Raw genomic sequence first — 26,418 nt, forward strand, 5'->3', positions numbered from 1 at the left:
TCAGCGGGGGTCCGGGTCATCGAGGTCGACCTCGGTGTGATGCTCTTGCGTGCCGAAGGTGGGGTTGTGCACCTTTCCGAGCGTGATGTGCACGGCCTGCTGGTCGGTGTAGAAGTCGATCGAGCGGTAGCCGCCCTCGTGGCCGAGGCCCGAGGACTTGACGCCGCCGAACGGGGTGCGCAGATCGCGCACGTTGTTCGAGTTCAGCCACACCATGCCGGCCTCGATCGCCTGCGCGAAGTTGTGTGCGCGCTTGAGGTCGTTGGTCCAGACGTAGGCAGCCAGGCCGTACTTGACGCCGTTGGCCAGGGCCAGGGCCTCTTCGTCAGTGTCGAAGGGGGTGATGGCGACCACCGGACCGAAGATCTCCTCTTGGAAGATGCGGGCGTCGGGCTTCACATCGGCGAACACCGTCGGGGCGATGAAGTTGCCCTCGGGGAAGCCCTTGGGGCGGCCGCCGCCGGCGACCAGCCGCGCCTCCTGCTTGCCGATCTCGACGTAGCCCATCACCTTCTCGTAGTGCTCGGGGTGCACGAGCGCACCGACCTCGGTCGAGGGATCGTGCGGGTAGCCGACCTTCACGCGCTTGGCCTGTGCGGCATAGCGCTCGACGAACTCGTCGTACACCTCGCGCTGCACCAGGATGCGGCTGCCGGCCGTGCAGCGCTCGCCGTTCAGCGAGAACACGCCGAAGATCGTGGCGTCGATGGCGGCGGTCAGGTCGGCGTCGGCGAACACGATGGCCGGCGACTTGCCGCCCAGCTCCATCGACAGCCCCTTCAGGAACGGCGCGGCGTTGCCGAAGATGATCTGGCCCGTGCGGCTCTCGCCGGTGAACGAGATCAGCGGCACGTCGGGGTGCTTGACGAGCGAGTCGCCCGCAAAGCCCTCTTCGCCGAAGCCGTTGACGAGGTTGAAGACGCCCCGAGGCAGACCCGCCTCTTCGAAGATGCCCGGCCACAGCGAGGCCGACAGCGGCGTGAACTCGGCAGGCTTGAGCACCACGGTGTTGCCGGTGGCCAAGGCCGGGCCCAGCTTCCACGACTCGAGCATGAACGGGGTGTTCCACGGGGTGATCAGACCCGCCACACCGATCGGCTTGCGGTTGACGTAGTTGATCTGGCGGCCGGGCACCTTGAACGTGTCGTCGGACTGGGCCACGATCAGGTCGGCGAAGAAGCGGAAGTTCTCGGCGGCGCGGCGGGCCTGGCCCAGCGCCTGCGTGATCGGAAGGCCGGAGTCGAACGACTCGAGCTCTGCCAGGCGCGTGTCGCGCGACTCGACGATGTCGGCGATCTTGTGCAGGATGCGGCTGCGCTCACGTGGCAGCATCCGGGGCCAGGGGCCCTCGTCGAACGCCTTCTTGGCTGCGGCGACGGCCCGGTCGATGTCGGCCTTCTTGCCGGACGCCGCCTGCAGATAGACCTCGTTCGAGACGGGATCCAAGACACCGAACGTGTCGCCGTCCAGCGAGTCGACGAATTCGCCGTCGATGTAGTGCTGGATGCGGCCGGGCAGGTCTGCCGGCACGTGCCGGGTGTTCACAGCGGTATCGGTCATGATTCCTCCGTCGATGCGGGTCTGGGTGGTGCTGTCAGTGGTGGGCGCTGTGCCGCGCGGCGACGAATTCGTCCATCGTGCGCCAGCGGTGGTTGCGGGCGGCCAGTTCGATCTCGAGCGCGGGGGCGTCCGTCTCGATCAGCCGCAGGATCTCCTCGTGCTCGTCGACGGAGTGGCCGGCGCGGGCGGGGATGAATGAGAACGTCGAGTCGCGCACGCCGGGCAGGCGCCGCCAGCCGCGGTGCACGAGGTCGAGGATGTGCGGGTTCGGGCACGACTCGAACAGCGTCGCGTGGAAGAGCTGGTTGACGCGCGTGAACTCGTGCGCGTCGAAGTCCTCGAGCAGCGCGCGCAGCTGCGCGTTGTACCGGTGAGCGCGCTCGAGGTGCTGCGCCGACAGCAGGGGCGCGGCCAGCGAGATCGCCGAGCCTTCGACCAGCCCGAGCGTCTGCATCGTGTAGACGTACTCGCTCTCGTCGGCGACGGCCACGCGGGCGCCGACGTTGCGCTCGAACGTCACGTAGCCCTCGGCCTCGAGCCGGCGGATCGCCTCGCGCACCGGCACGACGCTCATGTCGAGCTCGTCGGCGATCGCGCTGAGCACCAGCCGGTAGCCCGGGGAGTACTGATGGTCCACGATCCGGTCGTGGATGTACCCGTAGGCCCGTTGGGACTTGCTGACGGTGTGAAGGAGCGCGTCGGTCATCGCTGCTCCGCATCGGGCGCGGTGTCATCCGACGAGTCGGGCAGTCGGCATTCGTAGCGGGCGCGCCACTGCTTGTTCATGGGGAACAGCCCCTCGAGGCGTTCGCCTTCGGCGACCCGCTGCAGCACCCAGCCGTCCTCGGCCTCTTTGATCAGCGCCTCGTCGACGACTTCTTCGACCAGCGCCGGCGGAATGACGATCACGCCGTCGCGGTCGCCGACGATGATGTCGCCCGGCTGCACTGTCGCGCCGCCGCAGGCGATGGTCAGGTCGTAGTCCCATGCGACGTGCTTGCGACCGAGCACCGCCGGGTGCGCGTCGTGGGAGAAGACCGGGATGCCCACGGCCGCCACACCGTCGTGATCGCGCACGGCCCCGTCGGTGACGACGCCTGCGGCGCCGGCGGCCAGCGCCCGCGCGGCCAGGACGTCGCCCAGCGTGCCGGCCCCGGCCTCGCCGCGCGCTTCGATGACCATCACCTCACCGGACTGCAGTGCATCGAACGCGCGCTTCTGCGGGTTGTATCCGCCACCGTGTGCGGTGAAGAGGTCTTCGCGGTTCGGCACGAACCGGAGCGTCCTTGCGACCCCGACCAGCTTGGCGTCGGGGTGCATCGCGGCGACGCCGTCGATCGACACGTTGTTCAGGCCGCGCTTGCGCAGCTGCGCCGACAAGCCCGCCGTCGGCGCCTGTTCGAGTTTGGATCGCAGCTCGGCTGTGAGGGTGAAGGGGGCAGGCGTTTCGTCTCGCTGTGCTTGCTGAATGACCGGGGCGAGGCCGGCGGCCTCGCGTGACCCCCAGGCATCCTCGCGCTGCGCGTCGGTGGCTTCCGGCAGCGAGCCCACCGCGCCGTCGAAGCCGTGCTCACCCTGCACCACGGTGGTCGTCAGCCTGCCCGAGCTGACCGCGCCGTCGGGGGTCGTGGCATCCACCTCGACCTCGACCACGTCTCCGGGGACCACGACCGACGATCCCGCGGGCGTGCCGGTGAGGATCACGTCGCCGGGCTCGAGCGTGAAGTGCTGCGACAGGTCGGCGATGAACTGCGCGAGCGGAAAGATCAGGTCGGCGGTCGTGTCGTCTTGCACCAGGGTGCCGTTCACCCACGTGCGCAGCCGCAGCGTCGTCGGGTCCAGCGTGCGCGCATCGATCAGTTGCGCGCCGATCGGGGTGAATCCGTCGCCGCCCTTGGAGCGCACGTTCGACCCCTTGTCGTTGGCGCGCAGGTCGTACAGGCCGAAGTCGTTCGCGGCAGTGACATACGCGACGTGGCTCCAGGCCTCGTCCAGGCTCACGCGGCGGGTCGGGATGCCGATGACCAGCGCGATCTCTCCCTCGAACGCCAGCAGTTCGGTGCCGACCGGACGCTCGATCGTGCCGCCGGTGGCGGCCACCGAGCTCGAGGGCTTGAAGAAATAGGACGGGGCGGCAGGGCGGCGACCGCGCTGATCGGCCCGCGAGCCGTAGCTCAGGTGGATCGCCACGATCTTGCCGGGACGGCCCGGAAGTCCTGCGAAACGCGGGTCGGCGGCATCCGTCGTCGAAGTGCTTTGCGTACTCATGAGCTCCCTCGCCCTTGTGTTGTATCTGAAATCGTATATGATCAATCGAAGTCCGGCAAGGGCATCGACAGGCTCCGGCCGTTCGTAGCCTCTGGCCGAGACGATGAGGTCCCATTGACAGAGGAGTCAACCCATGAGTTCATCCGCTCCCGCTCCGCATGGAGGAGGGCTCACGCAGACCGGCACGATCGCCAGCTCGGTGGACCGGCGTCGAGTCGTGTTCGCCACCGTCGTCGGCACCACGGTCGAGTGGTACGACTTCTTCATCTACGCGTTCGCGGCCGCGACCGTGTTCGCCGCGCTGTTCTTCGAGCCGATGGGGCACGAGTTCGCTCAGATCGTCTCGTTCTTCAGCGTCGGCGTGAGCTTCTTGTTCCGACCGCTGGGCGCATTCCTGGCCGGGCACTTCGGAGACAAGATCGGCCGTCGCCCGATGCTGGTGATCACCCTGCTGCTCATGGGCGCGGCAACGACCCTCGTCGGCCTGCTGCCCACCCACGCCGTGATCGGCGTCTGGGCGCCCATCCTGCTGATCTTCCTGCGCGTCGTGCAGGGCATCTCGGCCGGCGGCGAATGGGGCGGTGCGGTGCTGATGGCCGTCGAACACGCGCCGAAGAAGAAGCGCGGACTGTTCGGGGCCTCGCCGCAGATCGGCGTGCCGATCGGCCTGCTGCTGGCATCGATGGTGCTGGCGATCGTCGAGGCGATCTTCCCGGGCGTGCCCGCCGGCTCTGACATCGCACTGGCCGACACCGCTTTCGGGCAGTGGGGCTGGCGCATCCCGTTCCTGCTGTCGATCGTGCTGATCGCGGTGGGCTACTGGGTGCGGCGCCGCGTCGAAGAGAGCCCGGTGTTCGAAGAGATCGCTGAGCGCAAGGCCGAAACGCGCATGCCGATCGTGAAGCTCCTGCGTCACCACCTGCTGCTGGTGATCGTCGCCGCCCTCGTGTTCGCCGGCAACAACGCCGTCGGATACATGACCACCGGCGGCTACGTGCAGCACTACGCCACCGACCCGAAGGGCCCGCTGCAGCTCGACCCGGGCTCCGTCTTCTGGATCGTCGCCATCTCGGGCGTGACTTGGCTCGTGTTCACCTGGTTCGGCGGATGGCTCTCTGACAAGATCGGGCGCCGCAACACCTACATCGTGGGCTGGGTCTCGCTCATGATCGGTGTGTTCCTGCTGTTCCCGCTGACCAACATCGGCACTCTGTGGTCGCTGCTGGCGGCGCTGGTGATCCTCACCGTCGGACTGGGTCTGACTTACGGGCCGCAGGCCGCGCTGTATGCCGAGCTGTTCCCGGCATCGATCAGGTTCTCGGGTGTGTCGATCTCGTACGCGATCGGCGCCGTGCTCGGTGGTGCGTTCTCGCCGTTGATCGCGCAGGCGATCTTCCAGTCGACCGGCTCGACGTTGGGCATCACGTGGTACCTCGCCGGTGTGGTCGTCCTCGCCTTCATCGCGACGCTGCTGCTGCGCGATCGCTCCGGCATCCCGCTGGACCCCGAGCACGAGGAGCAGCAGGCGCACGGTCAGATCTACGGCATGAAGCAGGTCTGACGGCTTCGGGCCGCGCGCACAGCCGCGGGGATTTTTTCCGACACGCCGGAACGGGATGCTGCGCGTCGGCGTGTCGCGGATGATCCCCGCAGCTGTGCACTCGACTGCAGGCGGCAGGGTGACGGTGGTGCCCGTCAGGCCCCGAGGGCGTCGCGGATCGCGGCGGCCGACCGGGTCAGCCGGGCCGCGATGGCCGACGGCTCGCCGGTAGGGCCGACGTGCACGACGGCGATCGCCGCGGGCCGCTGGCCCTGCCGCAGCCGCAGCGGCACCGCCACGGCCTGCACGGTCGGGATCACCTCGTCGTGGCTCGTGGCGAACCCGTGCTCGCGCGCGGCGGTGATCTCGGCGCGCAGCGCGGCATCGACGGCGACGGGCCACTCCGCCTCGGGCAGCGAGGCGAGGATGACCTTGCTCGGCGCGCCCACAGTGATGGGATGCCGCGCCCCGGGCCGCTGCGCGACGGAGGCGACGGCGTGCCGCGGTTCGACGCTGGTCAGCGTGATGCATTCGTCCCGGTCGAGCACGGCGAGGAAGCACGTCATGCCGAGCTCGTTCGCGATCGCCGTCAGCTCGGGCAGTGCGGCGGCCTGCAGGTCGTGCGCGACCCCGGCTGCCAGTGCCGCCATGCGCGGGCCGAGCTGCACTCCGCCGGCCGAGTCGCGGGTCACCAGCGCGTGGTCTTCGAGCGTGCGCAGCAGCCGGTACGCGATCGATCGGTGCACACCCAGACGCGCGGCGAGGTCGTCGATGGTGAGGGCGCCCTGCGCGTCGGCGAGCACCTCGAGGATCCGGATGCCGCGGCTCAGGGTCTGCGAGGCCGGCGCGGTCGTCGCTCCCTGCCCTGCCGCGGCTCGGGACTCGGGCGTGCCTGCGCGGGTACGGGGTCGTGCGGGGGGCGTGGTCGCCATGCGGCCTCCTGGGGTGTGCGCGACCGATTCTGCGTGCACGACCTTGCACACAGCATCCCTTGTCGTATACGATCTGTTCAATAGTAGAACTCGTCGTTCTAATATAGAACACGAATTCACCACTGGCAAGGCCTCGACGCACCTCGACATCGTCGTCTGGGAAAGGACCCACCATGCAGTTCCACCACAACGGTTACGTCTCGGGCGAGCCCCGCGTGCTGCCGGCCGCAGGCACCGGAATCGATCGGCCGGACGACCTGCCCGACGAGATGGATGTGCTGATCGTCGGCTCGGGACCGGCGGGCATGCTGCTGGCCGCGCAGATGTCGCAGTACCCGACCGTGGTCACGCGCATGATCGAGCGCCGCGACGGGCGTCTGGTCCTCGGCCAGGCCGACGGCATCCAGCCGCGCAGCGTCGAGACGTTCCAAGCGTTCGGCTTCGGGCCGCACATCATCAGCGAGGCCTACAACATCGCGTGGATGAACTACTGGACGCCCGACCCCGAGCATCGCGAGAACATCATCCGCACCACGCGGCAGGCCGACTACGCCAAGGACATCAGCGAGTTCCCGCACCTGATCGTGAACCAGGCGCGGGTGCTCGACTACTTCGCCGAGGCGGCCCAGCGCGGACCGGCGCGCATCACGCCCGACTACGGCATCGAGTTCGTCGGGCTCACCGTGCACCCGGAAGGGGAGCACCCCGTCGAGGTGCAGGTGCGCTACGTCGCCGGTCCCCGCAAGGGCCAGGAGCGCACGGTGCGTGCCACGTACGTCGGCGGTGCCGACGGTGCGCGCAGCCAGGTGCGCGAGGCGATCGGCCGCAAGCACATCGGCAACTTCGCGGCCCACGCGTGGGGCGTCATGGACGTGACCGTCGAGACCGACTTCCCGGACTGGCGCACCAAGTGCGCGATCAACGCCGAGGCCGGCAACATCCTGCACATCCCGCGCGAGGGCGGCTACCTGTCGCGCGTGTACGTCGATCTGGGCGAGGTGCCCGAGGACGACCACCACCACGTGCGGTCCACTCCGTTGGAGAAGATCGTCGAGAAGGCGAACGAGATCCTGCACCCGTACACGATCGAGGTCAAGCAGGCCGCCTGGCACAGCGTGTACGAGGTCGGTCACCGCGTCACCGACAAGTTCGACGACGTGGATGTGGATGCCGATCACGCGCCTCATGTGTTCCTCATGGGTGACGCGTGCCACACGCACTCGGCCAAGGCCGGCCAGGGCATGAACGTGTCGATGCAGGACGGCTTCAACCTGGGCTGGAAGCTCGGCTCTGTGCTCACCGGACGCAGCCCCGCCTCGCTGCTGTCGACGTATTCGGCCGAGCGGCAGCCGGTCGCCCAGCAGCTGATCGACTTCGACCGCCAGTGGTCCTCGCTCATGGCCCGCAAGCCCGAAGAGATCTCCGACCCGCAGGAGCTGGCGAACTTCTACCTGGCCACCAGCGAATTCCCGTCCGGGTTCATGACGCAGTACCCGCCGTCGATGATCATCGGCGAGGCCACCCATCAGGAACTGGCGACCGGGTTCCCGCTCGGCAAGCGGTTCAAGTCCGCCCAGGCCGTGCGGGTGTGCGACGGCAACGTCGAGCACATCGGCCACCACCACCGCGCCGACGGGCGCTGGCGCGTCTACGCGTTCGCCGACCGTCCGGGGCAGGGCGAGGCATCCGCCCTGGCCGACTGGGCGGAATGGATGCAGACCTCGCCCGACTCGCCGGTCGTGCGCTACACGCCGGCCGGTGCCGACGAAGACGCGGTGCTGGATGTGAAGGTGATCTACCAGCAGCCGCACGAAGACATCGACGTGGTCGCCGCGCCCGATGTGTTCCGCCCGCGCTGCGGAACGCTGCACCTGAAGAACTGGGAGAAGGTGTACGCCACGGGGTCGGACACCGACATCTTCGACGAGCGCGGTCTGTCGCGGGACGGCGTGGTCGTCGTCGTCCGGCCCGACCAGTACGTGGCTGCGGTGCTGCCGCTGCAGGCCACCGACGAGCTCGGCGCGTTCTTCGCGCAGAACCTGGTGCCCGCGGCATCCTGATTCGCCCCGCAGGGGAGGATGCCGCGGGGGAGCGGCCGCGACGCACGCGGCCCGCTCAGCCGCCGACGGTGCGGTAGCGGTGCTCGGGGCGCCCGGTCGTGCCGTAGCGCAGCCGCAGCTCGATCACTCCCTGCTGGGCCAGCGAGGTCAGATAGCGCTGCGCGGTCGGACGACTGATGCCCAGGTGTCCGGCGACATCGGAGGCCGAGACGTCGGGATCGGCCTGACGGACGTAGTCACGCACCAGTCGCATGGTCTCGGCGGACTGGCCCTTGGGCGGCGTCGTGATCGAGCCGGTGCGCATCAGGTGGAACAGCCCGTCGACCTCCTGCTGGTCGGCGGCGTCGGTGCGGGCGCCCAGGTCGGCCAGCCGCACGTGCAGGTCGCGGAACGCGCCGAGCCGCTCGGCGAGGGTGGCGAAGCGGAAAGGTTTGACCAGGTAGTGCACGGCGCCCTGCGTGATGGCGGTGCGGATGTGGTCGAGGTCGCGGGCGGCGGTGATGACGATCACTCCCGGCTGGTCGGGCAGCTCGCCCATGCGTCGCATCAGGTCCAGGCCCGGCTCATCGGGCAGGTACAGGTCGAGCAGCACCAGGTCGGGCCGGTCCGTGGCCACCATCTCGAACGCCTCGGCGGCGGTGTGCGCGATGCCGCTGACGTCGAACCCTGGCACCTTGGCAACGAACTGCGCGTGCAACGAGGCGACGCGGAAGTCGTCGTCGACGATCAGGGTGCGCAGAGCCGGAGGCGCGGCGGTCATGTCGTCACCGTCAGATGTGCGGAGTGGTGTGCGGGTTCGTTCAGCGGCAGCTCGACCGTGAACACGGCCCCGGGCCCCTCCGAGACCGCGATGGTGCCGCTGTGCTGGACGACGATGCGGTGCACGAGGGCCAGGCCCAGTCCGCGCCGGCGCACGCCGTCGTCGGGCTTGGTGGTGAAGCCGTCGTCGAACACCTGCGTGGCCGCGTGGGGCGGGATGCCGGGGCCCGAGTCGCTCACGCGCACCCGGATCGTCTCGCCCACGGGGCGCAGGTCGACTTCGACCCGGCCGGGTGCGGAGCCGGCGACGGCGGCGTCGATCGCGTTGTCGACGAGATTGCCCAGCACCGTGAGCAGTACGCGCGAGTCGCCCTGATCGCTGCCGAGCTCGGATTCATCGGTGAGCACGAGCGCGATGCCGCGCTCGCCGGCAACGACCGACTTGGCCACCAGCAGTCCCACCAGCTGCGGGCTCGCGATCTGCTGCTGCAATCGGGTGGCCAGGTTCGTGGCGGTCGTGGACAGCTCGGCGACGTACGCGGTGGCCTCGTCGATCGCCCCGAGCTCGAGCATGCCCGACAGGGCGTGCACCCGGTTCGCGAACTCGTGCTGCTGCGCGCGCAGCGCATCGGTCAGCCCCCGCACGCTGTTCAGCTCTCGCAGCAGTCCCTCCTGTTCGGTGCGGTCCGAGACCGTGACGACGTGACCGAGGTCCCGCCCCTGCAGGTGCACCGGCATCCGGTTCACCACGAGAAAATGCTGGTCGGTGACCACGACGAGATCGCTGCCGCTGATGTCGCCGGTGAGGATGTCGCGGACCCGCCCGGCCGGGATCGCCGCAGCCACCGGCGCACCCACGTGCGCGTCGGGAACATCCAGCAGCCGCCGGGCCTCGTCGTTGATGAGGGCGATCCTGTCGTCGGAGCCGAGTCCGATGACGCCTTCGGCGACGCCGTGCAACATGGCCTCGCGCTCTTGCAGCAGCGTCGCGATCTCGCGCAGCTCGAGCCCGAACGTCTGGCGTTTCAGGCGCCGCGAGAGCAGGATCGATCCCACGACGCCGACAGCCAGGGCGATCCCGGAATACAGGGCGATCGAGGGCAGCAGGCGCCAGACCCCCGACTCGATCTCTTCGGCGTCGATGCCCACCGACACCTCGCCGGCGATCGCGCCGTCGTCGGCGCGCAGCGGCACCTTCGCACGCGCCGACAGTCCGAGCGTGCCGCGCTCGACGTTGACGACGGTCTTTCCCGACAGAGCCTCGTCGGGATCGGTGGAGACGACCTGCCCGATGCGATCGGGACTCGGATGCGAGAAGCGCACTCCGCGGTCATCGGTGATGACCACGAACAGTGCGCCGGTGGAATGGCGGATCGCCTCGGCCCGCTGCTGGATGATCCCCAGCGGGTCATGCGTGCGCACCAGGTCGGCGATGCCGGGCTCGACGGTGACGGTGTTCGCGATCGCCAGGGCGCGCTGTTCGAACTGGTGCACCAGAGTGTTGTGCGCCTGCCACAGCGACAGGGCGAACCCGACCAGCAGGGCGGAGAACAGCAGGGCGATCTGCGTGCGCAGAATGCTCGTCGACAGGCGACTGCTGCTGCGGGCCATGCGGACTCTCCGGCTTCGTTGCGGTGGCATCCGGGCGCGCCGCGGGTGAAGACGCGCCCAGGTCATTGTGCCACTCGCCGATGGGTGATCGACCTCGATTCGCGGCATACGGCACTGAGAGGCACTGAGCAGAACGCACGAAACCCGGCCGTGGACTGCGCCGTGCGCTCAGGAGTTCACACGAATGATCTCCTGCTGGTACGGCGCGATGACGCTCGATGAGATGCGGCAGTCCAGCAGCAGGAACGGACGCTGGGATGCCGGAAGGGCGGCCCATGTCTCCAGCCGGTCGAGATCGGCCAGCGTGCGGACGACCACTCCCTCGGCCCCGACGGCTTCGGCCAGCCCGGCGAAGTCCACCTCGGGGATGAGCATCGGCGCGGTGGCCAGGCCCTTCAGCCCGTACAGGTTGACTTCGGCGCCGTAGGCGCCGTCGTTCCAGACCACGGCAAGGCCCCTCCCGCCGGCCACCCGCACCGCCGTCTCGAGGTCGGCGATCGCCATCAGACCGCCGCCGTCGCCGGTGGTCAGGACCACCGTGGATTCGGGGCGGGCCAAGGCTGCGCCTGCGACCGACGGAAACCCCTGGCCGATCGCCTGGAACGCCGTGCCGACCATCATCATGCGGTCGGGTGAGGCCACCGGCCAGTACATGTTCGCCCAGCCGATGAAGTGCCCGCCGTCCGAGACGACCACGCGATCTGCCGGCAGCAGCTCGCCGATGCGGCGTGCCACCGAGCGCGGGTCGAGCCGTCCGTCGGGCGCGAGCTGGTCACCGGGCTCGCGCGCCGTCAGCGCCGCCGGGTCGATCCCGTCGCGCCAGCCGCTGCCGGCCGCGCCCAGAGCGTCGAGCTCGGCGACCAGGGCCGATGCCACGACGGCCGCGTCGCCCCGGATGAATCGCCCGATGTGCGGGTGCGTGGCCGCGGGGGCGACGTCGACTTGCACGACCTGCGTGCCGGGGGCGAACAGGTCGCCGAAGCGCATCGTGAACTGGTTGAGGGATGCCCCGAACACGACCGCCACGTCGGCCTCGCGCACCAGCGCCATGGCACCGTCGGCGCCGAATCCGCCCGCGACGCCCAGGTCGAACCGCGCGTCGGGGAAGATGCCACGGCCCAGGGCGGTCGAGGCGGTGACCGCGCCGGTCTTCTCGGCCAGCGCACCCAGTGCGTCACCGGCCCCGGCCAGCCACGCACCGCGGCCGGCGAGCAGGAACGGGCGCTCAGCGCTCGCCAGCGTGCGCGCGAGGTCGGCGATCTCGGCCGCGCCGAACGCGCTCGGGGTCAGCGGCGCCGGCAGCACCGGCTCGGGCGCGGCAGGCACGGCACCGGCCTCCAGGCGCGCGACGTCGTAGGGGATGGCCAGCACCGTCGGCACACGGTAGGAGAGCGCGTGCTCGATCGCGATCACTGTCGTGGCCGCGGCATCCGCTCGTCCCACCGTGTAGGTGCGCGCCCCGACAGCCGACGCCATCGCGATCTGGTCGACATCCCACGGGCGCGGACCGCTGGTCGGCTCGTCGCCGACGACGAGGATCAGCGGGATGCGGGCCTGCACCGCCTCGGCCAGCGCCGTCAGCGTGTTGGTGAATCCCGCGCCGTAGGTCGCGGTGGCCGCAGCGATCCGACCCGACGCGCGGTAGTGCGCGTCGGCGGCGACGACCGCGCCGGCCTCGTGCCGCACGGCGGTGTAGGTCGCGTCGGTGTCACGCTCGAGCGCGTCGAGGAAATAGGCGTTGCCGTTGCCCATCACGCCGAAGACGTTGTCGATGTGGGCGGCCAGGGTGGTGGCGACGTGCGCGGAGACGGTGGGCATGACGAAGCCTTTCGAGACACGGAGAGTGAGAATCCGTATGTGTCTCGCACGCTGCGCCGCGCTTCGTGCCCCTTTTTCGAGCACCGGCGTCTGACGCACACAAGCGCGGGTCGGCCGGACGCTCCGAGTATATCGGCGCATGGTCGGCGGGTCAGGTGAGGGCGATGCGGATGCCGGAGCCGGCGGTGCTGATCTGCACGGACGTGAGATCGGGCATGACCGCGGCGGCGCCGTGGCCGGCGGCGCGGGGGCCCACGCCGATCACCGTCATCCCGGCGGCCAGCCCCGCGGCGATCCCCGTCTCGGAGTCCTCGAACACGACGCACCGCGACGGCTGGACGCCCAGCAGCGTCGCCGCCCGCAGAAAGCCTTCGGGGTCGGGCTTGCTGCGTGACACGTGCTCGGCCGTCACGCGCACCACCGGCATCCTGAGCCCCGCCGCACCCATGCGCGAGGCGGCCAACCTCTCGTCGGCCGAGGTGACCAGCGCGTGCGGGGCATCGACGGTGGCCGCCAGCAACTCGGCTGCTCCGGCGATCGCGACCACGCCATCGGTGTCGGCGCTCTCGGCGGCCAGCAGCTCGGCGTTCTCGGCGGCGTTGATCGCCGGGTCGCGCGCAGGCAGCAGGATCGCCATGCTCTCGTGCCCCTGCCGGCCGTGCACGACGGCGAGTACCTCGTCGGCGTCCACGTCGTGGCGCTGGGCCCATTCCAGCCACAGCCGCTCGACCACCGCGGTCGAGTCGACCAGCGTCCCGTCCATGTCGAGCAGGACGGCGTCGGCGGTGAAGGTCTGCGGCATGGGTCCATTCTCTCGTGCGGTACGCGCCCCCTCACACCGACGACATCGAGAGCAGGGGTAACGTGCACGCCATGAGGGTCTCGCCCGCTCGCCGGCACTGGCTGCTGGATCGGGTCTTCTGGATCAGCCTGATCCTCAAGGGCCTGGACGGCGTGCTCGAACTCGTCGGCGGCACCCTGCTGCTCGTGCTGAAGCCGGCGCAGATCTCGCTGATCGTCCAGGTGCTCACGCAGCACGAGCTGTCTGAGGACCCCAAGGACCTCATCGCGAACGCGCTCGTGCATTTCGCGGCATCCCTCGATGCGTCGGCCACGCTGTTCGGCGCGGTCTATCTGCTGCTGCACGGGGCGGTGAAGGTCGTGCTCGTGGTGGCCGTGCTGCGCGACCACCTCTGGGCGTACCCGTGGCTGCTCGGGTTCCTCATCGTGTTCATCGGGTACCAGGTCTACGACATGATCGTGGACTTCACCTGGGGGATGCTGGCGCTGACCCTGTTCGACGTGTTCATCGTCGCGCTGACTCTGCGCGAGTACAGATTGCACAGGGCTCGGCGTGAGCGGCGACATCACGACTCCGCACTGCCCCCGCCGCACTGATGCGTGTCGTCGCGGTGCCGCGTGGTCGCCGTGATCGCAGCGACGTGCGGGCAGAATCGATCCATGACCGAACGTCGATTCCCCCGCAGCGTGTACGGCGTCGGCTCCGAGCCCGACCCTCGCTTCAGCCTGGCCAACGAGCGTACATTCCTCGCGTGGATCCGCACGTCGCTCGGCCTCCTGGCCGTCGGTGTCGCGATCGAGGCGCTGCAGCTGGACATCGAGCCGGTCCTCCGGTTCATCGCGGCGCTGATATTCGTGGTGCTCGCAGTCGTCGCGGGGGTGCACGCGTGGTTCTCGTGGGCACGGCACGAGCGGGCCATGCGCGAGAGCCGTGCGCTGACAGGCCCCTCGACCGGGGTCGTGGTCGTGATCGGCGTGGTGCTGGCGACGCTGCTGCTGGTGGTCGGGATGTTCCTGTGACGGATGCCGCGTCCCGGGCGCCGTTCGACTCCGGACTGCAGCCGGAGCGGACGCTGCTGTCATGGCAGCGCACGTGCCTGGCGCTCGTGGCAGGCAACGCCGTCGCGATCAAGTACCTGTCGGATGCGCTGGGACCGTGGGCGACCTTCCTCGGGGCGGCCGGCATCGTGCTGGCCGGGCTGGCCTGGGTGCTCAGCGCGCGGCGCTACCGGCGCGCCCATGCGGGCCTGACCGGGTCGGGACGGCTGCACACGGATGGCACGCTGCCCGCCCTCGTCGCATCCGCCGTCGTCGTCGCGTGTGCAGCGGCCGTCGTGATCCTGTTCGCGCTGTGGCGTCCGTGGTGAGCGGGCGATCGCCGTGGTCCTGGGCTTCGTCGGGACACATAGCGGTCGCGCGCCGGTGATCGCGCCATCGGGCGATGTCGCCGGCATCGACCATGCTGGTGGGATGAGCTCGCCCGCCCCTCTCGTCGATGCGCGTCTGCGTGCACATCGGCTCACCGCTCCCGCTGCCACGCCGCTGGAGGCCGCCGAGCACCTGCTGGCCGTACAGGCGCAGGAGTTCTGGGGCGGCCGTTGGGCGCTCGCCGTCCGCTCGCGCGGCGGTGGCACCGGGTCGAGCGGCACCGGGTCGAACGGGTTGCAATCGGGGGAGGATGCCGCGCCCCCGACGCTCTCCGACGTCGATGCCGCGTTCGACCGTGGCGACCTGGTGCGCGCGTGGACGATGCGCGGAACGATCCACGTGATTCCTGCCCGCGATCTCGGCTGGGTGCTGCAACTGACCGGGCAGCGGCAGAGCAGGCAGGCGTCGGCGATGTATCGCCGCCATGGGTTGGACGCTGCGGCGCTCGCCGAAGCGCAGCGCGTCGTCACCGCGGCGCTGGCAGGCGGCAACCGACTGACCAGAGAGCAGCTGTTCGGGGTGCTCTCGGGTGCCGGCATCGACGCGACCGACCGTCGACACGCGCACATCGTCTACGAGCTGGCCGTGCGCGGGGTGCTGTGCCAGGGTCCGGTGGTCGCCCGCGACGGCGCGCCCACCCGCGAGCAGTACTTCGTGCTCAGCGGGGAGTGGATAGGCGGGTCGGCGGCGCCTGCCGACCCGCTTGCCGAACTGTTCGTGCGCTACATCACGGGCCACGGTCCGGCGTCAGCCGCCGACTTCGCGTGGTGGTCGGGCCTGCCGGCCACCGTCGCGCGGCGGGCGGCCGCGGCATCCGTCGATCGCCTTGTCGAGGTCGACGACGGCGTGTACACGGCCGCCACCCTGCCGGCGTCAGATCCTGCCGCGCCCCGGGTGATCGCCCTGCCGTCGTTCGATGAGTACTACATCTCCTATGCGGACCGCACGACGGTGGCGGCCCCCGAGCTTGCCGCGCTGGTCGGGCCGGGCAAGAACGGGCTGGTGCGTCCGATCCTCATCGAGGACGGTGCCGTGGTCGGTGCGTGGGCGCATTCGAAGGCCGTCGGCCGGCACGGGGATGCCCCGGTGCCCGACCTGGCCGAGGGAGCCGCGACATCCCCCGCCGCCGTCGAGGCGGCACTCGCACGCTACGCGCGCTTCATCGCCGGCTGAGGCCACGACCGCTGCCGGCGCGCGACCGGGGTGCATTGCGCGCCGACTCACGTCTTGATGCGTGTGGAGCATCAACACGTGAGCCTCCCCGAGGGGGATGATGGCGCGCGCGCTCCTACTCGCGCGCGTGCTTGTCGAGGAACGAATACACTTCGCCGTCGTCGACGCCGGGGAACGCGCCGCGCGGCAGCGGGCTGAACATCTGCATGTGCACCCGCGCGCTCGGCCACGCCTTGCCCTCCCAGTGGGCGGCGATCTCGGGCGCAGGCCTCCGGCAGCACGACTCGTCGGGACAGGTCGAGACCGCCCGGCCGGGCGTCTCGCGGCCGCGGAACCACTTCGCGTCGTCGAAGGGCACTCCCACCGTGATCGAGAACTCACCGGCCGATGTGGACCCGGTCTGCGTCGCGCACCAGAAGGTGCCCGCCGGCGTATCGGTGTACTGGTAGTGCTCGGTCGTGCGGTTCTTCTCGGAGAACGCCGCACGCGCCGAGAACTTGTGGCATGCCATCTGGCCCTCGACGGCTCCGGTCACGTCCATCGGCAGCGGCAGGTCGTCGTTCTCGTACACCCGCGAGATCGCCCCCGATCCGTCCACGCGCAGAAAATGCAGAGGGATGCCGAGATGACGGGTGAGCAGGTTCGTCATGCGCATGCCGGCCGCTTCGTGCGTGACGCCGAACGCATCGCGGAAGTCCTCGACGGCGAGGTTGCGATCCTTCTTGGCGCCCTGCAGAAACGCGACGGACGCGGTCTCGGGCATGAGGCAACACGCGGCGAAGTAGTTGATCTCGAGGCGCTGCTTGAGGAAGTCGGCGTAGTCGGTGGGCGGGGTGTGCCCCAGCAGCCGGTGCGCCATGGCCTGCAGCGCCATCGAGCGAAGCCCGTGCCCGCCGGGGATGGATGCCGGCGGCAGATAGATGCGTCCGTTCTCGAGGTCGGTGACCGAGCGTGCCGAATGCGGCAGGTCGCTCACATAGATGAGCTCGAAGCCGAGCTGCTCGGCCATGATGCTCACTGTGCGGTGCGTCAGGGCGCCCGTGCCATGGCCGGCTGCGCGCAGCTGCTTCTCGGCGAGCTTCTCGATGTCGGGCAGATAGTTGTCGCGCTCACGCATGTTCAGCCGCAGCTCGGTGTTGGCCCGCCGGGCCTCTTCGGGCGTCGCGCTGGCCTCGCGCTCGCGCCGCTGCAGCTCGCGGTGCAGACCGAGGATCGACTCGATCGTCTCGTCGCTGGTGCCCTTGGTGATCTTCACGGGCGCGATGCCCAGGCGCCGGAACACGGATCCGGCCTGGGCGCGTTCCAGTTCGATCTCCAGGGCTGCGCGCCGGTTCGGCGGTTCCGATGAGAGCAGATCGGTCACATCGGTCCCGGTCGCCCGCGCGATCTCCTGCAGCAGCGACAGCTTGGGTTCACGCTTGCCGTTCTCGATCAGACTGAGATGACTGCCGGCGACACCCACCTGGGCGCCCAGCTCGTCGAGGGTCAGACCCGATGAGAGACGATGATGACGGATGCGGTGGCCGAGGGTGCTCAGCTCGACGGTGGACGGCATTCCTTGATCATAGCGAAAGAATCGCACTTCTTTGCACTGAGAATCGCGGAAAGACTGGCTCCAGTATTGCGAAGGTGGGGATGTAGCACATACGCCTACCTGATGGGAGCAGCCATGGCCCTGGCCGAATCGATCGCCCACCACGCACCGGCAGCAGGTCTTCACCGCCTGCGCGCCGAGCAGGATTTCGGTGCTCGACCCGAGTACGACGGCCCCGGCATGAAGGCGCTCGTCGACTGGGTCGACGAGATCGCCGCCCTCACCCGCCCTGACCGCATTCACTGGATCGACGGCTCGCGTGCCGAGAACGACGCGATCCTGCGCGAGATGGTCGATGAGGGAAAGCTGATCAAGCTGAATCCCGAGTGGCGTCCCGGCTCGTACCTGGCCCGCTCGGACCCCAAGGATGTCGCCCGCACCGAAGCGCGCACGTTCATCTGCTCTGCCCGCGAACAAGATGCCGGACCCACGAACAACTGGGCCGATCCGGCCGAGATGCACCGGACCATGGACGACATCTTCGCCGGTTCGATGCGCGGCCGCACGATGTACGTCATCCCGTTCTCGATGGGCGCCGTGGGCGGGCCGCTCTCGCACATCGGCGTGCAGGTCACCGACAGCGCCTACGCCGTGGCATCCGTCAGCATCATGACCCGTGTCGGTGACGCGGTCACCGAACTGATCGCCCAGGGCGCCCCGTGGGTGAAGACCGTGCACTCGGTCGGCGCCCCCCTGGGGCCGGGTGAGCAGGATGTGGTGTGGCCGTGCAGCGACGAGAAGTACATCGTGCACTTCCCCGACACGCTCGAGGTCTACTCCTACGGCTCGGGCTACGGCGGCAACGCGATCCTCGCCAAGAAGTGCTTCGCACTGCGCATCGCCTCGGTGATCGGCCGCAACGAGGGGTGGCTGGCCGAGCACATGCTGCTGATCCGCGTCATCGACCCGACCGGCAGGGCCTACCACGTGGCGGCCGCGTTCCCCTCGGCCTGCGGAAAGACGAACCTGGCGATGCTGCGTCCGACGATCCCGGGTTGGCGGGTCGAGACGCTCGGTGACGACATCGCCTGGCTGCGTCCCGGCGAGGACGGACGGCTGTGGGCCATCAACCCCGAGGCCGGCTTCTTCGGCGTCGCTCCTGGCACCGGCGAATCCACCAACGTCACGGCGGTCGAGACGCTGTGGGGCAACACGATCTTCACCAACGTGGCGCTGCGCCCCGACGGCGACGTGTGGTGGGAGGGTCTGACCGACCAGGCACCCGCCGACCTGATCGACTGGCAGGGCAACCCGTGGACCCCCGAGTCGGGCCGGCCCGCGGCGCACCCGAACTCGCGCTTCACGGTCAGCGCGGCGCAGTGCCCGCAGATCGCCCCCGACTGGGAAGAGGCGGTGCCGCTGGATGTCATCCTGTTCGGCGGACGCCGCGCCACGAACGTCCCGCTCGTGGTCGAGGCCACCGACTGGACGCACGGCGTGTTCCTGGGTGCGAACATCTCCAGCGAGCGCACCGCGGCCGCCGAGGGCACCGTCGGCGAGCTGCGCCGCGACCCGTTCGCGATGCTGCCGTTCTGCGGCTACAACATGGCCGACTACTTCGGGCACTGGCTCAAGGTCGGCCAGGCCATGCGCTTCGACAAGGCGCCGCGCATCTTCCAGGTCAACTGGTTCCGCAAGGGCGCCGACGGCCGGTTCCTGTGGCCGGGCTTCGGCGACAACTCGCGTGTGATCGACTGGATCATCCGTCGCATCAACGGGGAGATCGGCGCCGTCGAGAGCCCCATCGGCCGGCTGCCGCACACGGAGGACCTGAACCTCGAGGGCCTGGAGATCTCGGACGACGACCTGCGCGAGCTGTTCGCGGTGGACCCGGCGACCTGGCAGCAGGAGGCCGACCTCACCGAGGAGTACTTCGCAACGTTCGACGGCAAGATCCCCGCGGCGCTGCAGGCCGAGCTGGCGGCGCTGCGCTACCGCCTGCGGCAGGCCGTGGCATCCTGACCCTCCGGCGTGACGAGATCATATGATCTCGACGAGCGCACATCGAACCGACGCAAGTTCGATGTGCGCTCGTCGTTTACGTGTGTGCTCGCGACCGGGCGGTCAGATCGACTGGCGGTAGCCGAAGAACTCGTGGTCTTCGTTGTAGCCGCCGTAACCGCCGCCGAGTTCGGCGAAGTCGGAGACGAATTCGATGCCGCGAATCCACTTGACGAGCTTGAACCCCAGCTGCACCTCGTTGCGCAACCGCAGCGGGGCGCCGTGGCCGTACGAGAGCGGCTCGTCGTTCATGTCGTAGGCGAGCATCGTCAGCGGATAGCTCATCTGTGCGAGAGGATGCGCGTCGTAGTATGTGCCGCCGTCGGGCCCGTCGCCGAGCGAATAGAACACGACCCACTTCGCGTCGGCCTGGGGTTTGACCAACTCGAGGATCGTCGACATCGACACGCCGCCCCATTTGGCCACGCCCGACCACCCCTGGATGCAGAAGTGCTGGGTGATCTGCTCGTGGTGCGGCAGCGCGCGCAGCTCGGACAGGCTCAGCTCGACGGGGTTGTCGACGAGCCCGCCGATGCGCAGTCGGTAGTCGGCGAAGTCGTTCTCGAACAGTGCACGGTACTCGTCGGTCTCGGGGTACTTGCCGTTGTGCCACAGATACGGCGAGATGTCCTTCTCGGTGTACTGGCCGGGCTTCGCGTCCACGTGCTCGAACAGACGCTGGGCGGGTCCGATGAGGGCGTAGCCGACGCGCTGGATCAGGCGCGGCTTGCGCAGCGTGAGGGGGGATGCCGCAACCCAGCCGACGATGATCACCACGAGGGACGCGGCGAAGATCCAGAACCCGACCCAGGTCCGGTCATTGCGCCCGGCGTACATGTGGTTGAGGTTCTCCAGTGCGCCGGTCGTGAACACGAGCGTGACGTGCACCACGATGAACAGAAGGAACCAGCACAGCACCAGGAAGTGCAGCGACCGCGCCGCCTGGATGCTGAAGCGGGAGCTGATCCAGCGCATGCGGGTCGACAGCGCCGGCGACATGCCCAGGCCGGTGATCAGCGCGAGCGGGGCGGCGATGAAGATCGTGATGAAGTACGCCAGCAGCTGCAGGCTGTTGTAGGCGACCCAGCCGTGCTCGGTGGGCCAGTTCAGCGACGCGTACTGGATCGCCACCGACACGGCGTTGGGGAACACATCCCAGCTGGTGGGGATGACGCGCTTCCACTGTCCGGTCGAGAACAGCAGCACGACGAACACGATGCCGTTGGCCAGCCACAGGGTGTCGATGCCCAGGTGCCACCACCGGGCGAGGCCGATGGAGTGACGCAGGCCCGGCAGGCCGATCCAGCTGGGGACGTTCACGGAGTCCTGTTTCGCGGTCCACAGCGGGTCGTCGGGCACCGGCTTCTGGAAGCGGAACCATTCCTTGCCCGGGGTGGAGTGCCGGGTCCAGTACAGGCGCGGGTGGTCGGTCAGGATCTGCACACCCGAACGGATGATGAAGATCATGAAGAACATGTTCAAGAAGTGCTGCCAGCCCACCCACGCCGGGAACCCGGCGTTCTGCTCGGCATCCGGCGGGAAGACGGTGCCGGGGTAGGTGTGCATGAACTGCTGCACGGCCGGCACCTCGCGCAGTCCCTGGGCGATGGCGATCGCGGCGACCAGCGCTGCGAACCCCAGGGGTATCAACCACATCAGGTTGAACCATTTGTCGCGTCCGACGCGCACGTGGGGCGCGGTGCCACGGGCATCCGGGATGGATCCCGCCCACGTGTGCGTGTCGATGGTGTCTTCGGGCAGTTTCAACTGCTCCCGAAGATCATGCAGGGCGCCGGGAGTGATGGCTTCGTCGTCGGGCGTCTGAGACGCTCGCGTGGTATCGGGTGTCGGCTCGGGTGCCGGCTCGGAGGGTGACTCAGTGCGGTCCACGGTCTCAGGCTAGGAGAGCCGCCTGATTTTCACAAGCTTTATACAAACTTTCGGAGGTGGCACTGAAGCGGCCTGTCACACCAGCAGCTGGTGCTTGGCCAGGTCTCGGTACAGCGGGGTGGATGCCACGAGCTCGGAGTGTGTTCCGGTCCCGACGACGCGCCCGTGATCCATCACGACGATGTGGTCGGAATCCACCACTGTCGACAGGCGGTGCGCGATGACGATGAGGGTGCGGCCGGTGGCCACCGCATCGATGGCCTCGCGCATGCGCTGCTCGTTCAAGCCGTCCAGAGACGAGGTCGATTCATCCAGCAGCAGCACCGGGGGAGCGGCCAGCAGCGCCCGCGCGATCGCCAGGCGCTGGCGCTCGCCGCCCGAGAGCATGACGCCCGCCTCGCCGACCGGGGCCTCCAGCCCGAGCGGGTTGCGCTCGAGCACCTCGGTGAGGTTCACGGCGCGCAGCACGCGCTCGCAGTCGGCGTCGGTGGCCTCGGGCGAGGCCAGCCGCAGGTTGTCGGCGATGGAGCCGGCCAGAGTGGGGGCGTCCTGCTCCACATACCCGAGCTGCGCGCGCAGTGTCGCACGGTCCAGCGTGCGCACATCCTGACCGCCCAGCAGGATCGCGCCGTCGGTCGGGTCGTAGAACCGCTCGATGAGGGCCAGCGTCGTGGACTTGCCCGCCCCCGACGGGCCGACCAGCGCCACGCGTGCACCGCGCGGCACGGTGAACGAGATGCCGTGCAGCACATCTGCGCGCTCTCGTGCGTCAGCGGCACCGTCGGCGGTGTCATCGTCGGCGGTGTCATCGTCGGGCAGTTCCATCGCCGACGTGTCCACGCGGGCCGATTCGAGCAGTGCGAGCGCCTCGGACTCGGTCTTACGTCGCGCGTCGACCGCCGCGGCGGGATAGGCGAACCGCACGTCGCGGAATTCGATGGCGGGGGTGGATGCCGGATCCTCGCGCGAAGCGAGGGGATCGGACGACGCGAGGGTGGTTTCGCCGCGATCGGTCCTCGTTTCGTGATATCCCCTCGCGTGAAGCGAGGATGACAGCGAGGGTGCGGGCGAGGATGCGGCGACTCGCGCGGCGATCGCGGCGTCGTCCGCCGTCTCGACAGGCAGGTCGAGCACTTCCTGGATGCGGCCGAGGGCGCCCAGCGCCTGGTTGACCGACATGATCGCGCCGAAGAACGTGCCCAGAGGCTGGATGAGCATGAACAGGAACATCACGAACGTCACCAGCGCGGCGATCGAGATCGCCCCCGATGCGACGCGGAATCCGCCCACGCCCAGCACCACCAGCAGCGAGACCTGCAGCGCGATCCCGGCGATCGGCACGATGAGCGCCGAGGCCTTCGCGATGCGCACGCCGACCGTGTAGGTCTCTGCGGCGATGGTCGTGATCGACTGCTCCTCGCGCTCGGCGGCGCCGGCGGCGCGGATCGTGCGGATCGAGCCGACGGCCCGCTCCACGCCCGAGGCGAGCTCGCCCACCTTCTCCTGCTGCATGCGCGTCTCGCGGCGGATCCGTCCGCTGAGAGCCCCGACCACGCCCACCGAGGCTCCGATGACCACGACGATCAGCGCGAGCAGGACGGGGTCGATGATCGCCATGGCGATGAGCGCCCCGAGGAAGATGAGCGCGTTGCCCACGGCATCCGCCAGCCCCTGTGTGAGCACCGCATACAGCAGGGTCGTGTCGGTGCCCACCCGCGAGACCAGGTCGCCGGTGCGCCGGGCATCGAACTCGCTGATCGGCAGGTGCAGGATGCGGGCGATCAGGCGCCGTCGGCTCGAATACACGACGGCGGTGCCGGTGCGCTGCAGCAGGTAGTGCTGGTAGCCCGAGACGAGGGATGCCACGACCACCAGCACGACCAGGAGCCAGATCAGCGAGCCCAGCGGATCGTGCGATTGCACGCGGGTGATCACCTGGCCGACGATCAGCGGCTGCGCCAGGCTCGCGACGGCGCCGATCACGCTGAGCACGATGACGACGGTGATGACACCCCGGTGCTCGAAGATGTAGGGCAGCAGCTGCCCCAGGCTTGCGCGCGGACCGTCATCCTTGCGCCGGTGGAACAGCGATCGGCGGGCCGGTGCAGGCGCGGACTGCGCGGGGCGGGACGGCGCGGCGGTGGCGGACACGGTGGGTCTCCTTGACGACGTGGGGGAGGGGGAGGGGGTGGCTCGACGCGCAAGGCGCCCGGACTATCTTCTTCCGTATTTCTTATGCGCAGCCTGTTTGGACACTCCGAGCGCATCGGCAATCGCGAGCCACGAGTATTTCTGAGCCCGCGCACGACGCACTTGCTCCGCCTCGGCGCGCGCGATCTCGGCGCGCGCGGCCTGCAGCCGACGCAAGGCGACGAGCGGTTCGTCGCGGTCATCGGTGCCCAGGGCGGTGGGGATCTGATCGCTCATGACGTCAACCTTAGTTGACGTACGCCCAATCGTCAATCTGAGTTGACAGATGCGTCTCGGGAGACGCAGGAACGCCGAAACCGGGGACCCTCTGCACGACGGGGCGGTGCCCCGGGTGCGGGAAGGATCCCCGGTTTCAGCATTCTGCCCGTCGTCGGGTCGGCGAGCAGCGTCGGTGGGTCAGTGCGGCATGGCCGCCAGAGCGTCCGCGTCGAGGAAAGCGATCGAGCGGGTGTCCTGGAAGTCCCGGACGCCTTCGATGCCCTGCTCGCGGCCGAAGCCCGAGCCCTTCATGCCGCCGAACGGGGCGCGCAGGTCCAGACGCGTCGCGCCGTGGTCGTTCACCCACACGTAGCCGCAGACCAGCTGCGAGCCCACGCGCCGGGCGGCCTCGGTCGAGGCTGTCCACACCGATCCGCACAGGCCGGCCCAGGTGTCGTTGGCCAGGCGCACTGCCTCGTCTTCGTCGTCGAACGGGATGATCGGGATGACTGGACCGAACTGCTCCTGCGTCACCACGCGCAGCGACAGGGCCGGGTCGATCACGAGCGTCGGCCGCACGAAGTTGCCGCCGGCCAGGTCGCCGCCGGGCAGCTCGCCGAATTCGCGGACGTCGGCACCGGCATCCTTGGCCTCTTCGATGATCTCGTCGACGAACGCCTTCTGCGCCGGCGAGTTCAGCGGGCCCATCGTCGTGCCCTCGTCCAGCCCGTAGCCGAGCACCGCCTTCTCGCACCGTGCGGCAAGACCGTTGACGACCTCGTCCAGGCGTGACCGATGCACGAAGACCCGCTTCGCGCTCATGCAGATCTGACCGGTGGTGTCGAAGATCGCCGCGTACAGGCGGTCGAGGTGCTCATCGTCGATGATCGCATCGGAGAGGAACACCGCCGGGTCGTTGCCGCCGAGTTCGAGCGTCACACGCGTGAGGGTCGTCGCACCCATCTGCATCATGCGCTTGCCGCCGTTCACGCTGCCGGTGAACGACACCTTCGCGACGTCGGGGTTCTGGACGAGCCCCGACATGTTCTCGTCTTTGCCGCTGACGACGTTCAGCACGCCGGTGGGCAGCTTCTCGGCCACCCGCTGCACGACGCGGGTGATGGCCAGCGGGGTTGTCGGCGGCACCTTGACGATGACCGAGTTGCCGGCCAGCAGAGCGTTCGGCAGCGACGCACCCAGGATCGCGATCGGCCAGTTGAACGGCACGATCAGCGACACGACGCCCAGTGACTGGTAGCCGACCTGCGTGTTCACGGGAACGGCGCCCGGGATCGCCGGCAGCGTCGAGGTGGTCTCGACCTGGTCGGCCACCTGCAGCGTGAGGTTCCAGCGCAGCTCGAACACGAGCGCGTCGATCCATGCCTCCAGCCGGATCTTGCCGTTCTCCTGCGACAGGATCGCGGCGTCTTCGTCTCGATCGTCACCGACTCCGGCGATCGCGTCGGCCATCGCGGCCGCTCGCGCGGTCGCGCCCAGCGCGGACCACGCCGGGTACGCGGCTTTCGCCGCAGCCACCGCGTCGGCGATGTCCTCCTTCGAGGCGGATGCCGCCTCGCCCACGATGACACCCGGCTTGCCGGGGTCGGCCACTTCGAGCACCTCGTCGGTGAAGCGTTCAACCCCGCCGATGTACAGTCCCGTCCGCACCGCAGCGGACGTCGTCGTCTCGGACATTTCTTTGCCCCTATCTCCTCGCACCCGCACTCGGGTCGGCGGGCCGCACGACAGCGCGTCATCGCGCCCTGGCTCCAGGGTGCCTCAACCTCGCGTTGGATGCAATACTCACGACAAAATCATCACGAATCTCGTCGCCAACCGGTGGCGCGCGCTATCCTCTAGAGCGCGGCCGCGGTGCGGTCGAGAAGGGGGCCGGCCAGTGCGGCTCCATGGGGAGGCGGAGTGTCAACGACGACGGACCAGCTCGCAGGACCCGAGCTGACGCAACGTCTGCGCGAGGCGATCCAGAGCGCGGAGTTCGCTCCGCAGCAGCGGCTCATCGAAGCCGACCTCAGCGAACGGTACGGGGCATCCCGCGCCTCGGTGCGCACGGCGCTGCTGAATCTCACCAACGAAGGTCTGGTCGAGCGTCTGCCCAACCGTGGTGCGCGCGTGCGGGCGATCACGGTCGAGGAGGCCGTCGAGATCGTCGAGGTGCGCATGGAGCTCGAGTCGCTCGTGGCACGCAAGGCGGCGCAGAACCTGACGGCAGACGACGAGGCGGTGCTGCGCGCGCTGCGCTCGCGTATCGAGGCGGCGGCGGGCACGCGCGATCTCGTCGAGTACTCGCGCGCGAACCAGGAGCTCGATCACCGCATCCGCGAGATCGCGGGACAGGCGACGGCCACGCAGCTTCTCGAGCGGCTGCGGGCGCAGTCGGCACGACACCAGTTCCGGCTCGCATTCGTGCCCGGCCGGGCCGAGACATCCGCCCCCGAGCACATCGCGATCATCGACGCCATCCTGGCGCGCGACCCGGCCGGCGCCGAGAGTGCGACGCGCGTGCATCTGGCCGGCATCGCCGAGCTGCTGCGCTCGATGGACTGAACCCGCGTG

21 protein-coding genes are annotated in these 26,418 nt (G+C 69.2%); 8 read left to right on the forward strand and 13 right to left on the reverse strand.

Annotation, left to right across the window (positions count from 1 at the left end):
* From hpaE to QU603_RS03735, 3 genes are read right to left on the reverse strand one after another with little or no spacing between them, the layout of a single operon-like run.
* Window positions 1–1,560, reverse strand: coding sequence for a 5-carboxymethyl-2-hydroxymuconate semialdehyde dehydrogenase (hpaE, locus tag QU603_RS03725; protein ID WP_308493146.1), 1,560 nt, complete (start codon window positions 1,558–1,560; stop codon window positions 1–3).
* A gap of 34 nt (window positions 1,561–1,594) precedes the next feature.
* Window positions 1,595–2,266 carry a GntR family transcriptional regulator gene (locus QU603_RS03730; protein WP_308493147.1) on the reverse strand — a complete coding sequence of 224 codons (672 nt, stop codon included), beginning with the start codon at window positions 2,264–2,266 and terminating at the stop codon, window positions 1,595–1,597.
* A complete protein-coding gene (locus QU603_RS03735; protein WP_308493148.1) occupies window positions 2,263–3,828 on the reverse strand; it encodes a fumarylacetoacetate hydrolase family protein in 1,566 nt (521 codons plus the stop codon). The genes QU603_RS03730 and QU603_RS03735 overlap by 4 nt, the downstream gene beginning before the upstream one ends.
* A 133-nt stretch (window positions 3,829–3,961) precedes the next feature.
* On the opposite strand from QU603_RS03735, the gene QU603_RS03740 reads away from it, so the two are divergent.
* Window positions 3,962–5,389, forward strand: coding sequence for an MFS transporter (locus QU603_RS03740; RefSeq protein WP_308493149.1), 1,428 nt, complete (start codon window positions 3,962–3,964; stop codon window positions 5,387–5,389).
* 134 nt (window positions 5,390–5,523) lie between these two features.
* Here the strand turns inward: QU603_RS03740 and QU603_RS03745 are convergent, their stop codons facing one another.
* Window positions 5,524–6,300, reverse strand: coding sequence for an IclR family transcriptional regulator (locus QU603_RS03745; RefSeq protein WP_308493150.1), 777 nt, complete (start codon window positions 6,298–6,300; stop codon window positions 5,524–5,526).
* A gap of 173 nt (window positions 6,301–6,473) precedes the next feature.
* Between QU603_RS03745 and QU603_RS03750 the strand changes: the two genes are divergently transcribed.
* Window positions 6,474–8,360 (forward strand): FAD-dependent monooxygenase, encoded by a 1,887-nt coding sequence (locus tag QU603_RS03750; protein WP_308493151.1) that lies wholly within the window; start codon window positions 6,474–6,476, stop codon window positions 8,358–8,360.
* Window positions 8,361–8,415: 55 nt separating this feature from the next.
* On the opposite strand, the gene QU603_RS03755 is transcribed toward QU603_RS03750, so the two are convergent.
* The 4 genes from QU603_RS03755 to QU603_RS03770 all read right to left on the reverse strand — a co-directional run bounded on the left by QU603_RS03755 (window position 8,416) and on the right by QU603_RS03770 (window position 13,350).
* Window positions 8,416–9,120 carry a response regulator gene (locus QU603_RS03755; RefSeq protein ID WP_308493152.1) on the reverse strand — a complete coding sequence of 235 codons (705 nt, stop codon included), beginning with the start codon at window positions 9,118–9,120 and terminating at the stop codon, window positions 8,416–8,418.
* Window positions 9,117–10,730, reverse strand: coding sequence for an ATP-binding protein (locus tag QU603_RS03760; RefSeq protein WP_308493153.1), 1,614 nt, complete (start codon window positions 10,728–10,730; stop codon window positions 9,117–9,119). The genes QU603_RS03755 and QU603_RS03760 overlap by 4 nt, the downstream gene beginning before the upstream one ends.
* A gap of 168 nt (window positions 10,731–10,898) precedes the next feature.
* Window positions 10,899–12,548 (reverse strand): thiamine pyrophosphate-binding protein, encoded by a 1,650-nt coding sequence (locus tag QU603_RS03765; protein ID WP_308493154.1) that lies wholly within the window; start codon window positions 12,546–12,548, stop codon window positions 10,899–10,901.
* 151 nt (window positions 12,549–12,699) lie between these two features.
* A complete protein-coding gene (locus QU603_RS03770; RefSeq protein ID WP_308493155.1) occupies window positions 12,700–13,350 on the reverse strand; it encodes an HAD-IA family hydrolase in 651 nt (216 codons plus the stop codon).
* A gap of 71 nt (window positions 13,351–13,421) precedes the next feature.
* Between QU603_RS03770 and QU603_RS03775 the strand changes: the two genes are divergently transcribed.
* The 4 genes from QU603_RS03775 to QU603_RS03790 all read left to right on the forward strand — a co-directional run bounded on the left by QU603_RS03775 (window position 13,422) and on the right by QU603_RS03790 (window position 15,950).
* Complete coding sequence (locus QU603_RS03775) at window positions 13,422–13,946, forward strand: DUF2127 domain-containing protein (RefSeq protein ID WP_308493156.1); 525 nt, start codon at window positions 13,422–13,424, stop codon at window positions 13,944–13,946.
* A 63-nt stretch (window positions 13,947–14,009) separates the two neighbouring features.
* Window positions 14,010–14,369 (forward strand): YidH family protein, encoded by a 360-nt coding sequence (locus QU603_RS03780; protein WP_308493157.1) that lies wholly within the window; start codon window positions 14,010–14,012, stop codon window positions 14,367–14,369.
* Window positions 14,366–14,716, forward strand: coding sequence for a DUF202 domain-containing protein (locus QU603_RS03785; RefSeq protein WP_308493159.1), 351 nt, complete (start codon window positions 14,366–14,368; stop codon window positions 14,714–14,716). The genes QU603_RS03780 and QU603_RS03785 overlap by 4 nt, the downstream gene beginning before the upstream one ends.
* A 103-nt stretch (window positions 14,717–14,819) precedes the next feature.
* Window positions 14,820–15,950, forward strand: coding sequence for a winged helix DNA-binding domain-containing protein (locus tag QU603_RS03790; protein ID WP_308493160.1), 1,131 nt, complete (start codon window positions 14,820–14,822; stop codon window positions 15,948–15,950).
* A gap of 115 nt (window positions 15,951–16,065) precedes the next feature.
* On the opposite strand, the gene QU603_RS03795 is transcribed toward QU603_RS03790, so the two are convergent.
* The gene (locus tag QU603_RS03795; protein ID WP_308493161.1) at window positions 16,066–17,505 is read right to left on the reverse strand and encodes a helix-turn-helix domain-containing protein; all 1,440 of its coding nucleotides are present in this window, start codon (window positions 17,503–17,505) and stop codon (window positions 16,066–16,068) included.
* 219 nt (window positions 17,506–17,724) lie between these two features.
* On the opposite strand from QU603_RS03795, the gene QU603_RS03800 reads away from it, so the two are divergent.
* A complete protein-coding gene (locus QU603_RS03800; RefSeq protein ID WP_308493934.1) occupies window positions 17,725–19,506 on the forward strand; it encodes a phosphoenolpyruvate carboxykinase (GTP) in 1,782 nt (593 codons plus the stop codon).
* Between the two features lie 102 nt (window positions 19,507–19,608).
* On the opposite strand, the gene QU603_RS03805 is transcribed toward QU603_RS03800, so the two are convergent.
* From QU603_RS03805 to QU603_RS03820, 4 genes are all read right to left on the reverse strand, one after another.
* Entirely contained in the window at window positions 19,609–21,435 is a 1,827-nt protein-coding gene (locus tag QU603_RS03805) for a molybdopterin-dependent oxidoreductase (RefSeq protein ID WP_308493162.1), read from the reverse strand.
* A 75-nt stretch (window positions 21,436–21,510) separates the two neighbouring features.
* Window positions 21,511–23,586: an ABC transporter ATP-binding protein gene (locus QU603_RS03810; RefSeq protein WP_370655324.1), complete on the reverse strand. Its 2,076-nt coding sequence runs from the start codon at window positions 23,584–23,586 to the stop codon at window positions 21,511–21,513.
* 63 nt (window positions 23,587–23,649) lie between these two features.
* On the reverse strand, window positions 23,650–23,862 hold the full coding sequence (locus QU603_RS03815) for an AsnC family protein (RefSeq protein WP_308493163.1): 213 nt from the start codon (window positions 23,860–23,862) through the stop codon (window positions 23,650–23,652).
* A gap of 180 nt (window positions 23,863–24,042) precedes the next feature.
* The gene (locus QU603_RS03820; RefSeq protein WP_308493164.1) at window positions 24,043–25,539 is read right to left on the reverse strand and encodes an aldehyde dehydrogenase family protein; all 1,497 of its coding nucleotides are present in this window, start codon (window positions 25,537–25,539) and stop codon (window positions 24,043–24,045) included.
* 225 nt (window positions 25,540–25,764) lie between these two features.
* On the opposite strand from QU603_RS03820, the gene QU603_RS03825 reads away from it, so the two are divergent.
* Window positions 25,765–26,409 (forward strand): GntR family transcriptional regulator, encoded by a 645-nt coding sequence (locus tag QU603_RS03825; protein WP_308493165.1) that lies wholly within the window; start codon window positions 25,765–25,767, stop codon window positions 26,407–26,409.
* Window positions 26,410–26,418: the final 9 nt, after the last annotated feature.

Source organism: Microbacterium terrisoli (assembly GCF_030866805.1).
GTDB classification, from domain to species: Bacteria; Actinomycetota; Actinomycetes; order Actinomycetales; family Microbacteriaceae; genus Microbacterium; species Microbacterium terrisoli.